This window comes from Pseudoalteromonas sp. SR41-1 (assembly GCF_014164015.1).
GTDB classification, from domain to species: domain Bacteria; phylum Pseudomonadota; class Gammaproteobacteria; order Enterobacterales; family Alteromonadaceae; genus Pseudoalteromonas; species Pseudoalteromonas distincta.
On the sequence record NZ_JACJEK010000019.1, the window covers coordinates 49,691 to 62,007 of the forward strand.

Genomic DNA, 12,317 nt, shown 5'->3' on the forward strand with positions numbered 1-12,317 from the left:
AGTTAATGCAAAGCAGCTGTAAATGGGATGCTTTCACAGATTTTAGCTTCTGCTGTAAGTAACTCTTCTAGGCGAGTATCAACTTCTTCTTTATCAAAGTATTCGTAAGCAAGCTCTACAAAAAGATTTTTATGTTTTTCTTCTGACTTGGCAATCGCAACATAAAAGTCTTTTTCTTTACCCTCGGGAAGTGCTTGTGCTACTAAAGAAAAACGCTCGTGACCACGTGCTTCAATTACACCGCCAACCAGTAATCGGTCCATTAAAAAACCATCACGACCGTGTCTAAATAGTGCACGTATTTGTTTTATGTACGGATCTTTTTTGTCGTCACCTAAGTTTACATCGCGCTCTAAAAGTAACTTAAGCACTTGTTTAAAGTGTATTAATTCTTCTAGTGCTAAATCGGTCATGGCTTTTACTAATTTACGTTTGTCTGGATAATGCGAAAGCATAGACATAGCCATACCCGATGCTTTTTTTTCTGCAGCGGCATGATCTTGTAAAAAAGTATTAAAGTCAGCAAGGACAACTTCGGTCCATTCAAATGGGGTGTGGTATTTTAATTCAAACATGTTCTGTACAACTTAAATAATAATGCGGGGATTTTAACGTATTTGATTTAAAAAATCTTGTAAGGCAGTAATTTATCTATGCGCCCTTTAGCCGTAGACTCAACTTTTAACGGGTGTTTAATATCGTTCCATGCGGTGACTTTTCCGCCCACATTCATTTTTTCAAAATCAGTTTTATCACTTTCTAACCCTAAAAAATTACACAACTTTTTGCAACTATTAGGCTTTGCTATATCAATGGATAAAAAATCGTCGTCACGGTTATTAAAGTACGTTTGAGCATCATTAAAATGTGTATCATAACAGTCTGCTAAGTAACTATCGTTGCTAATATTATCAAGCGAAAGCTCACTAAACGTATTTAAATAACAGCGCTTTATATGAATATTAAAGCCCCCGTCGCCGCGCGTTAAATTAGTGTGCATACGCGTTAAAAGCTGCTTTATTGAAGGTAGCCATGCACTCAATTCGCGCTCTAAATAAATAAACTTAGAGTCTGGGTAATGAATATCAAGTGCTTTAAAGTCGTTAAATATGGGAGTGTCGGCAATCGCGTTAGCATTTTCAAAACAAGCATTAGTATACGCGGTATGCGCCGTTGTAATGCCGAGCTCTAAAAATGCGTGGCACACACTGGTTGTGCCGGTACGCGGTAAACCTATTATAAATATTTTGCTCATTAGCTTTTCTTTAATTAGCCACGTGTTACTAGCAATAAAAAGGCGCTAACAATAATCACCAAAAATGTAGCAATAGTACCAATTTGGCGATATTTCAGACTTTTTTCTACTATGCCTAAATTTTGAAATACACGCCCTATTAATAACGCACCACCTAATATATGGCAGTAATGGCTAGCAAGTCCTTGGTACTCTGCCAAAAAGAGTAAAATTAAAGCAATTGGCACGTATTCCATAAAGTTAGCGTGGGCACGTACAGCACGTTGCAGCGTTGCGTTACCGTTATCACCAAGTGATATCTGCTCCGCACGGCGCACTTTTATTACGTTAAAGCTTAAATAAATGTAAAAGAAGGCAAGTAATGCAGCATAAGTTGAAATGATCACGGCGTTTTCCTGTTATTTTTATCGCATAAATATGCGCTCTATTATTGTGGGCGTGATAATAACACATAAATTTGAGCAGCATTATCAGAAGTTTAATAATTGCCTATGCTAAGCTAGAGGTATTAAGTTAGTAGAAAATACATAAGGATTTTATGTTTGTACCTCGTAAAGTAGCCGACAGTTACCGTGAAATGATTAACAGTATTGGCTTTTACCCTTCGATGCTTTCAGTGGGCTTTTTGGTATTTGCCATTATTACAATGTCGGTTGAATATTTAGCCCCTGTTGAGCAGCTAAAATCGTTTATATCGGTTGTACTTGTAGATAGCGCCGAAAACGCGCGGACTATTTTAAGCACTTTAGCGGGGAGTATTATTTCGCTTACCGTGTTTAGTTTTTCGATGGTAATGGTGGTTTTAAATTCAGCCAGCGCGAGTTTATCGCCCCGCGTAGTGCCAGGGCTTATTACGCGTAAATCACATCAAATGGTTTTGGGCTTTTATTTAGGCAGCATAATTTACTCCATTATTATGCTTATAAATATTAATAAACTTGAAGGTGGCAGTACGGCTATTCCTTCAATTGGTGTGTTATTCGCACTTGTTTTTGGATTGATTTCATTAGGTTTATTTGTATTTTTTATACACTCAATCTCACGTGCTATTCAAGTTGATAACGTGTTAAATGGCTTGTTTAGCCAAACTAAAAACGAAATTAAAACAATAATACAAAGACAACAAGAGAACCCAGTTGAGGACTTTCCAGACTTTAGTAAGTGGCATTCGGTTAGCAGTAAAACAGAGGGCTATTACAAAGGCGTGCAAACCGATAAGCTGTGTGCCATTTTGGCTGAGCAAGATATAAAGGTGTATATATCTGTAAACCAAGGCTATTTTACAGTTAAAGGTTACCCGTTTTTAAAATGTAATAAAGAGATAGCAAACGATGAAGAGCTGATTAATAAAATTCTCGACTGCTTTATTTTTTATATAGAAGAGTACATTAGCGATCATTACCGTTATGGATTAACGCAAATATCAGAAATTGCGGTTAAGGCAATGAGTCCAGGCATAAACGATCCCGGTACTGCGGTTAAATCAATTGATATGCTGAGCATTTTACTTATTCAACGGCTTTCGATTAACGATATTAACTACTCGTTTAAGCACAGTGATAATGCCCCGTTGTTGTACCTTCATGAAACAAGCTTTGATGAGTTATTACACGACAACTTTACACCGCTGCGTAATTACGCCAAAGGCGATGCATACGTAATGACAAACGTGCTTGAGGCATTTAAAAACATTTTGTTTGTAGCCCATAAAGATACCGATGCACGCAACAGTTTATTTAATTATTTAAATGCAATTGTTGATGACATAAACGAGCATGTAACTAATGAATACGACAGACGCGAAGTGACTAATATGCTCAACTCTATAGCGCGTATCAGCCAAGAGCAAGGTGAGAAGTTGGTGGCACGTTTTGAGCACCACCAAAAATAAAAACTTAAAACATAGTTTAATCTATGTAGTACACAGCGTAGCTTGACGCTGTTACTTTAATCTCTCCAGCATGGTAAGCATCAGGTACATAGTTACTTGGTGCGCTATCAGCCATCATTACTTTTTCTGCGCGCATATAAGGCTGCGACTGCACATTGAGTGGACTTAGTGACGCGCTGTATAATCCTTTTAAATCAACGTCATAATCTTCACTAAACTCTTTTGCAGCATCCCGTGCGTCTTTAATTGCTAACTTTTGCGCTTTTTTATGCAGCTCGTTGTAGTTGCTTGCTAAAAATTGCGTTTGATTAATTTCGTTAATACCGTTGTTAACTAAGCTTTGTAGTAACTCAGGGTATTTATTTATATCGCTGAGTTTTACTGTTAACGTACGAGAAACCTTAAAGCCTTTAAATTCTTGATTACCGGTAGTGCGGTTGTATTGGCTATCACGGTTTATTGAAATTTGCCCTGCGTTTATATCTCCCTCTTTAACACCAATCTCTTTTACGAGCTTAATTGCCTTGGCGATAGTTAAGTCGGTTTTATTTTTAGCAGCAATTAAGTCTTTATCAACTTCGGTAATACCTACACTAAGCTGTACGTAATCTGGCATTGTAGTAAGAGTCGCTTCGCCCTTAACATAAATATGAGGAGCATCGGGAGTCGCTGCCGCAAGTGCATCAAAGCTAAGTACGTTTAAAGCCAGTGCACTACCTAAAACAAGAGTCAGTGTTTTCATTAAGTCGATCCTTTAATTATGTAAATGCTATTAAAGACCTTACGTGGTTAATTAAATATGAACAAGCACAAAAAAACAGGCAATTGCCTGTTTTTTGTTAAGCGTTGTAACTAATGCTATTACGCCATTTACTTTTAATTACTTATAAACCCAATTAAACACTACAACGTTTATAGTTACGGTATTTTGGTAACCAGTAATTTTTGTCGATTGCTGCCCATAATGCGTCATCCGTAATCTCAAGAGCAACGCCCTCTTCGATTGCCTTTTTAGCGATGGCAAATGCAATACGTTTACTTAGCGTTTCAATTTCCGTAAGGGCTGGTAATAAACTACCTTTACCTGTGTTTGCACGCGGCGACGACTCTGCAAGCATTTCGCTAGATACACTTAACATTGCATCTGTAATGCGTGTCGCTTTAGCGGCAATAACCCCTAAACCAATACCCGGGAAAATATAACTGTTGTTACATTGTGGGATTGGGAACGTCTCGCCATTGTACTCAACAGGATCAAATGGGCTACCTGTGGCAACAAGTGCTTTACCGTCAGTCCACTTAATCACATCAGCAGGATGCGCTTCTACTTGCTTAGATGGATTACTTAATGGGAAAATAATTGGCTGTTCACAACCGGCATGCATAGCGCGTATTACTTGTTCTGTAAATAAGCCAGGTTGACCAGAAACACCAATCAAAATGTCAGGCTCAGCACAGTGCATAACATCAAGCAGTGATGCGTACTCGCCGCTGTACGTCCAATCACTTAACGAGCCTGTAGGTTGTGCAAGTGCTTGTTGGAAATCGCGTAAGCCTTCCATACCCTCACTAAGCAAACCAAAACGGTCAACCATAAATACTTGGCTACGCGCTTTTGCTTCTGAAATACCTTCAAAAACCATTTGGCTAATAATTTGCTCAGCAATACCACAACCAGCAGAGCCTGCACCCACAAAAACTACTTTTTGCTGGCTTAGGGTTGAATTTTTAACACGACACGCAGCAAGTAAAGAACCGACCGTTACAGCCGCAGTACCTTGAATGTCATCGTTAAAGCTACAAATTTCATTGCGGTAGCGCTTAAGTAATGGCATTGCATTTGGCTGTGCAAAATCTTCAAACTGAAGTAATACATTTGGCCAGCGACGATTAACCGCTTTAATGAATAAATCTAAAAACTCATCGTATTCGTCTTGAGCAATTCGCTTATGGCGTGCGCCCATGTACATAGGATCGTTTAAAAGCTTTTCGTTATTAGTACCCACATCAAGCATTACAGGCAATGTGTATGCTGGGCTTATACCACCACACGCTGTGTAAAGTGACAATTTACCAATTGGAATACCCATGCCACCAATACCCTGATCGCCAAGGCCTAAAATACGCTCGCCATCGGTTACAACAATAACTTTTACTTTACCTTTGGTAGCGTTGCGTAAAATGTCGTCAATTTGGTAGCGGTCTTCATACGAAATAAATAAACCACGTGCGCTGCGATAAATGTCAGAGAATTTTTCACAAGCATCGCCCACTGTCGGTGTGTAAATGATTGGCATCATTTCTTCAAGGTGGTCACGCACTAAACGGTAGTAAAGTGTTTCGTTGTTATCTTGAATCGCACGTAAGTAAATATGCTTATTAAGGTTGTCGGTAAAGCTAGAATACTGCTGATAACAACGCTCAACTTGCTCTTCTATTGTTTCAAAGCGAGGAGGAAGTAAACCAGCAAGATTGAAATTTTCGCGTTCTTTTTTACTAAAGGCGCTGCCTTTATTTAATAGCGGTGTTTCAATTAGGCCAGGGCCAGAATGATGAATATATAAGTAGTTAGGATCAGTATTAGTTGTCATATTTCCAGGCTTTAACGGAGTCTTAAGTTATGATCTGTCATTATCAGTGTTAGAGGTTTAATTGCAACGACAATTAAGCTAGTCAGACCATTGAGAGAAAATACATGCGGGCTTCACTGCCCGCATGCATATTATACATAATTTAAAATTTGATAGTGGCGTTATTATCAGTTAAATCAGATAACGCAACACCTTCACGGCGTGGATCAGCTCCGCCGTAAAGTTTGTCATTTTTAACTTCAACTGCGTGTAAGCCCGAGTTTAAGTCAATAATACGTACATTGTGGCCGCGTTTAGTAAGCGCAGGCGCAATGGCTTCAATAGCTGTGCCTTTTTCAAGGCTGGTGTAATCGTTACGATTTGTTGTACGCGGTAAGTTAATAGCGTCTTGCGCTGATAAATTCCAGTCAATAACACCCACAACAACTTGTGCAACGTAATCTATGATACGACTACCGCCAGGTGAGCCTACAATTAAACGTAAGCTGCCATCTTTATTAAATACCATTACCGGTGACATAGAGCTACGCGGGCGTTTACCAGCCTCTACACGGTTTGCTACAAGCTTGCCGTTTTTACGTGGCGATAACGAAAAGTCAGTTAGTTGGTTATTTAAAATAAAGCCATTAACCATAACCGTAGAGCCAAACGCCATTTCAATTGAACTAGTCATCGAAACGGCATTACCTTTACTATCTACAATAGAGAGATGAGAAGTAGAAGGTAACTCGTATGAATCATCCATTGCATAACTTAGGTACCCTACTGGATTACCGGCTACGGCTTTTTGGTCTGTTTCGGTAATTAATTTAGCGCGTGAGGCAATGTAATCTTTGTTTAATAGCTCTTTTGTAGGTACTTGCGTGAAATCGGGATCGCCCATGTACATATCGCGATCGGCAAATGCAATACGCGAAGCTTGGCTAAAGTAATGAATCGCCTTTTCGCCATTTGGTTTAAGTGCGCTCATATCTTTATGCTCAAGTAGGCCAAGCATTTGTAGCACAGCTACACCGCCACTACTTGGTGGCGCCATAGAACACACGTTATAAGCACGGTATTGTATACATACCGCATCGCGTTCTTTACTTTTGTAATCTGCTAAATCTTGCACACTTAATTTACCAGGGGCTATTTTAGAGTGCTGTACAGCATTAACCATTTGTTTAGCGTTTTCGCCTTTGTAAAATGCATCAATGCCCTGCTTTGCAATGTCTTTGTATAAATCAGCAAGCGGTTGATTCTTTTTAACACTACCTACTTCAATTAACTTACCATTTGGGTAAAAGTATTCGTTAATAATCGGCATACTCAATACACCAGGGTTTAATTGGCGTGCTAATAAGCCATGTAAACGCGGCGAAATTACAAAGCCTTGCTCTGCAAGTTCAATAGCCGGTTTAAAAAGCGCTTCCCATGGCAATGTACCGTATTGTTTATGCGCGCTTGCAAAGGCGTGTAAAATACCAGGCACACCAACAGAGCGTCCGCCTACTACAGCTTCAATCCATTTAACGGCTTTACCGTGCTTATCTAAAAACAGCGTTTCGTCTGCATTTGCAGGTGCTGTTTCGCGGCCATCAAAACTAGTCAATTTATTGTTTGCTTTGTTGTAGTACATCATAAATGTACCACCGCCAATACCTGAGGATTGCGGTTCAACTAAAGTAAGCACTAGTTGAGTAGCAATCGCAGCATCTACGGCACTGCCGCCTTGGGCTAAAATTTGTTGACCGGCTTTTGAGGCATATGGATTTGCCGCAGCTACCATGTATTTATCACCTTGCACTACTTTTTTATGGATTAATCCGGTAGCAGCTTCAGGTTCGCGAGTTTCAATTTGAGTTGCTTGCTGTGCAAATGAAGGCAGTGATACTGCGCACAGTCCAATGGCAAATAATGAGTTAAGTTTAAAATGCATAAAAATACTAAAAACACTTAATTACGTAGTTGTATTTGGCATCTTAAAGTTAAACGGGCACAATATGCAAAAATTTTGACTAAAAAAATATAATAAAATGCTTAATTTACCTATTCAACCTCGTTATATATTACCGCCTATTATTTTGCTGCTTTTTAGTACCATTTTTGCTGCATTTGATTTAAATAGTTTACTTGAATTTAACCGAAGCCTAATTGATGATGGCGAACTGTGGCGAATTTTTTCTAGCCAATTTGTTCATGCTAATTGGGCTCATTTGGGACTAAATGCCAGTGGTGTTTTACTAATATGGTTACTACATGGCGAATACACATCACCTACTCGTTACGCCGTTAATATAAGTGCGCTGGCACTGTGGTGTGGACTTGGCGTGTATTGGTTTTGCCCAAGCATACATATTTATACCGGATTAAGTGCTCTGCTGCATGGCGTAATTATTTGGGGGGCAGTTAAAGATATAACTGTAGGGCTTAAGTCGGGGTATTTATTATTTATAGGCGTATGGATTAAAATAGCGTTTGAGCAATTTAGCGGCCCTAATGCTGATATAGGAAAGCTTATTAACTCCACTGTGGCTATTGATGCACATTTAATTGGTGTAATTGGCGGGACTCTGCTTGCCATACCACTGGTTATAGAGCTCTTTAAAAAGAAAAAATAAAGTTAGATTTTGTTCAACCCAATAAAAACGCCGCATTAGTTAACTAAACCAATGCGGCGTTTTTGTTTTTATAATTAAAGCTTAAAGCGTTTCTTTAAATAACTTATAAATACGGCGGTATTCGTCTAACCAGCTTGAAGGCTGTACAAAGCCATGCGGTTCAACAGGGAATATAGCTGTTTCAAAGTTTTGTTTTTCAAGCTCTATTAAGCGCTGTACTAAACGCACTGAGTCTTGAAAAAACACGTTATCGTCAACCATTGGGGCATTAATTAATAAACGTTTGTTTAAGCCCTCAGCGTAATAAATTGGCGAGCTGCGCTCATACGCAATCGGGTCAACATCAGGATGGTTTAATATATTAGCTGTATAACCTGTATTGTAATGTGCCCAATCGGTAACAGGTCTAAGTGCCGCACCCGATTGAAACAACTCAGGCGCGGTAAACAATGCCATAAAGGTCATAAAGCCGCCGTAAGAGCCACCATAAGTGCCGACTGCTTTGGTATCAACGTTGGCATTTTGCGCCATCCATTTAACACCATCGGCTAAATCTTGTGTTTCAGGCGTTCCCATTTGACGATAAATTGCGGTGCGCCAATCACGCCCGTAACCTTTAGATGCGCGGTAATCCATATCCATTACTATGTAACCTTCATCAGCGAGCAATGAATGAAACATAAATTCACGAAAATAAACCGAAAATCCCATATGTGAGTTTTGTAAGTAACCCGCGCCGTGGTTAAAAATAACTGCTTTGCGATTTTTACCTACTTCACCTTCAACGTAATCAGCTGGGTAGTACACTTTTGCGTATATTGGTTGTTCGGTATGGCTCGATGGCACAGCAACAATTTTAGGTGCAGTTAGCTTTTTAGCTAAAAACTCATCCGACACTGTATGAGTTAATCGCGTTGCTTTTGTATTGGCTTGTGCGTCAGCTACATAAAGCTCATTAGGCATCGTAATTGTAGAGTGCTTAAGGAGTAACTTAGTTTCATCTGGGCTCAACGTGTAATCGGTCATGCCGTTTAAGTCAGTAACTTGCTCACTCTTACCAGTTTGCGGGTTAACGCGGTAAATTTCGTACAGACCTGGGTGTTCAACATTCGCTTTATAATAAATTGCGCTGTCGTCACTTGTAAGCGTTAAGTTAGAAACCTCAAATTGGCCTTGTGTTAGCGCGGTTGCACTACCATTAACTGGTTTTTTATAAAGCTGGCTGTAACCCGACTCTTCCGATAGGTAATAAAGCGTGTTCGAGTTATGTAACCACCCAAAGTCGTTAAATGCGTAAGCAATCCATGCATCGTCATGCAGGCGATGTTGCGACACAAGTTTGTTGTTTTTAAAATCTACCGTTGCAAGCCAGCGGTCTTTGTTGTCCCACGCTTCAAGCATTACAGCTACTTGCGAGCCGTCATCGTTCCATACTATTGGGCTTTGCTCAAAACCCCAGTCCATAATAAGGTTAATACCACGAGGTGCCTTTTTAGACTTATATGTTTTACCATCACGTGCATAATTTTCTTTTTTAACTGCGGCTAAAACATCTTCGTCAAAGCCCGGTAAGGTATTAAAGCTAAGTGATGTTTGCTCTTTGTTAGTTAAATTGATGTAGACAAGCTTTGAGGTTTCTTCTTTAGCGTCGGCTACACGGCGGCGTGCTTTTTTAGGTTCTATAGTGGCGTCATTTGTAATGTAGTTAGGCATAATATCGCCATCACCACGCCAGTCTGTTTGCTTTTGTACAACGACTAACAGCGCATCACCATTTGGCGAAAGCTGCGCTTCTGCAACGGTATTTCCTTCGCCTAAGTAATAAGCTGTGTTAGCAATTGAATCGTTTTGTTCATTAATTTGCTCACTGCGTGCTTGCTTATCTTTTTTATTTTTTTGTTGAAGCGCCACAAATTTAATCAATTTATGCTGCTCTTTAGCAATATACGTGCTTGGCTCTTCAATACCTTTTGGCTCATCAGCAAGTTTTAAGTTAGCAAGCTCGCTCGTTAAGCCTGTTTTTAAATCAACTTTAAAAAATACATTGCCTTGGCGGTAAACTAAATCGCCATTATTTAAAAATTGTGGCTTTGACTCGCCCGCTGATGTAGCTGTAATTTGTTTAAGTTCGCCGGTTTTTAGGTTTTTAACAAATACATTGCCTTTAAATGTGTAGGCCGCCATTGTTTTATTTTTAGAATAAACGGCTTTATTTGAACCCACAGTATGAAGTTTATTAAGAGCTACTTGCTCTGCTGTTTGGCTAGTAACCGATTGGCTAAATAAATCGCGTAGTGTATTACCCTGCTCTTTTTGAGCATAAATAATAGTAGACGAATCGCTCGCCCAGTAAGCACCCTCTGGCTGATTACCCATCCAATCGGGATCGGCCATTGCTTGTTCTAGCGTTATTTTTTGTGAGCCGATATCTGCTGGCGTGTTTACAACCGCAGCAATTTTAGTTGCTGGTAAAGCACTTTGCTGTGTTGAAGAGGTATTAGCGGTAGCGCTACAACCTGCAAGCATAACACTTGAGGCAACAGCTAAGGCCACTAACGTTTTAGATGAAGAAAAATTAAAAATCATAGTGCTTCTATACGGTTATTATAATTAAGCCGTATTTAAGCAGAAGCACTTAAGTTATTGCAATTTTTTAAGATAAATAGCCATTAAACAGGGTAAAGCTCAGTTTACTAGCGCTTCTCTTGTTAACAGGCGTTATTCAATTACCAAATCAAGCCAAACCATGCGGTGATCGCTCGATGCGTTTCTATCTTTAATTAAGCGATACTCACTACTCATTTTAGTAGGCCAAAACACACCACCGTCCTTAATTTTTAAACCATAGTTTGATGGTAAAACGTAATCAACACGGGCTTGCCAATTAGCACTGTAATTTTGTGCATATGGCACATCATACTGCTCTTTAGCACCTTCGCTTTTTGGAACAAAGCTTGCGTTGATAAGTGGGTTTTTAAGTAATTGGTCGGTGGTATTTGTACGGGCTTTGTCCCCCTCAGGGGCTGCATTTAAATCGCCTAAAATAACAAAACGAGAGTGAACTTTTAAACCGCCCTTTTCGCCTTTATCGTCATAAATATACTTAGCATTTGAAACGTAATCGGCAATTAATCTTACTTCATCGTGGTTACGCTTGCCGTTTCTATCCTCTTCACCGTCAAATACAGGCGGTGTTGGGTGAGATGCAATAACATGAATTGTTTTATCATTTATGCTGATAGGTAAATCCCAAAACGATTTAGAACTGAGTCTAAGTGCTTGCCATTCTTGTGCGTTATACCAGTTTTCACCTGTTTTAGGCATCACAGGCATTTGTGCATTTGGCATGTCTTTATATTTAAAGGTTTGAAGGGTTCTTGCTTTATCAAAATTAATTGGGTATTTTGACAAAATAGCCATACCATAATGCCCTTCAAAAAAGCCAAAGCCTTGTGCATCGCCCATCACGCCATTTTTATTGCCATCGTTATCTAAATCAAACTCGGTAGCTAGGCCTGTATTTACTGGTGCAATATAAGAGTAAGGGTAGTTAATAGCGGCTTGTTTTTGCTGACCTACATTTAAATAATGCTGATTAAAGTATTCAATGCCTTGCTCTTTTGGGATGTAATCAAATTCGTTAAGTAAAATAATATCAGGGCGAACACGCTGAATAATTTCCGCTATGTTCTTAATTTGCTGGTGGTTAGCTTTAAGTGCATTAACTAAAGCATCACTTTTAACTTGCTCACCTTTAGGCGTGTGATTAGTTGCATCCATACTTACATTAAAAGTTGCAACACGAAGAGATTCCGATGCAAATGTATTTAAGCTAAATAATGCAGTAATGGCTAGCACGCCAAATATTGTTTTTAGTTTCATTGTTTTACTTCACAAATTTAAAATTAGACTTTAACAGTATTACATATTCAAAGCCCATTTTTATGACAAAAAAATACCGGCTTAAGCCGGTATTT

Annotated in this window: 10 protein-coding genes; 2 read left to right on the forward strand and 8 right to left on the reverse strand. The window is 39.3% G+C overall.

Annotated elements, in window-relative coordinates; translation table 11 throughout:
* Positions 1-2 precede the first annotated feature (2 nt).
* Genes H5118_RS15950 through H5118_RS15960 form a run of 3 tightly spaced genes read right to left on the reverse strand, consistent with a single transcriptional unit; the run spans position 3 to position 1,641 of the window.
* Positions 3-575, reverse strand: a complete 573-nt coding sequence (locus tag H5118_RS15950) for a tRNA-(ms[2]io[6]A)-hydroxylase (RefSeq protein WP_165743839.1) — start codon at positions 573-575, stop codon at positions 3-5.
* Positions 576-622: 47 nt separating this feature from the next.
* On the reverse strand, positions 623-1,255 hold the full coding sequence (locus H5118_RS15955; protein WP_182749450.1) for a sulfotransferase: 633 nt from the start codon (positions 1,253-1,255) through the stop codon (positions 623-625).
* Positions 1,256-1,269: 14 nt separating this feature from the next.
* Positions 1,270-1,641, reverse strand: coding sequence for an MAPEG family protein (locus H5118_RS15960; RefSeq protein WP_024604385.1), 372 nt, complete (start codon positions 1,639-1,641; stop codon positions 1,270-1,272).
* Between the two features lie 152 nt (positions 1,642-1,793).
* Here H5118_RS15960 and H5118_RS15965 point away from each other — a divergent pair, with 152 nt between their 5' ends.
* On the forward strand, positions 1,794-3,146 hold the full coding sequence (locus H5118_RS15965) for a DUF2254 domain-containing protein (protein ID WP_182749451.1): 1,353 nt from the start codon (positions 1,794-1,796) through the stop codon (positions 3,144-3,146).
* A gap of 16 nt (positions 3,147-3,162) precedes the next feature.
* Here H5118_RS15965 and H5118_RS15970 read toward each other — a convergent pair whose 3' ends face one another.
* From H5118_RS15970 to ggt, 3 genes are all read right to left on the reverse strand, one after another.
* Entirely contained in the window at positions 3,163-3,888 is a 726-nt protein-coding gene (locus H5118_RS15970; RefSeq protein ID WP_024596616.1) for an SIMPL domain-containing protein, read from the reverse strand.
* Between the two features lie 154 nt (positions 3,889-4,042).
* On the reverse strand, positions 4,043-5,737 hold the full coding sequence (locus H5118_RS15975; RefSeq protein WP_182749453.1) for an NAD-dependent malic enzyme: 1,695 nt from the start codon (positions 5,735-5,737) through the stop codon (positions 4,043-4,045).
* 142 nt (positions 5,738-5,879) lie between these two features.
* Positions 5,880-7,658 (reverse strand): gamma-glutamyltransferase, encoded by a 1,779-nt coding sequence (gene ggt / locus H5118_RS15980; RefSeq protein ID WP_182749454.1) that lies wholly within the window; start codon positions 7,656-7,658, stop codon positions 5,880-5,882.
* 97 nt (positions 7,659-7,755) lie between these two features.
* Here ggt and rrtA point away from each other — a divergent pair, with 97 nt between their 5' ends.
* Entirely contained in the window at positions 7,756-8,340 is a 585-nt protein-coding gene (gene rrtA, locus H5118_RS15985; protein WP_182194594.1) for a rhombosortase, read from the forward strand.
* A gap of 81 nt (positions 8,341-8,421) precedes the next feature.
* Here rrtA and H5118_RS15990 read toward each other — a convergent pair whose 3' ends face one another.
* Positions 8,422-10,926, reverse strand: a complete 2,505-nt coding sequence (locus H5118_RS15990; RefSeq protein WP_182749456.1) for a prolyl oligopeptidase family serine peptidase — start codon at positions 10,924-10,926, stop codon at positions 8,422-8,424.
* A 132-nt stretch (positions 10,927-11,058) separates the two neighbouring features.
* On the reverse strand, positions 11,059-12,222 hold the full coding sequence (locus tag H5118_RS15995) for an endonuclease/exonuclease/phosphatase family protein (RefSeq protein WP_182749459.1): 1,164 nt from the start codon (positions 12,220-12,222) through the stop codon (positions 11,059-11,061).
* Between the last annotated feature and the right edge of the window lie 95 nt (positions 12,223-12,317).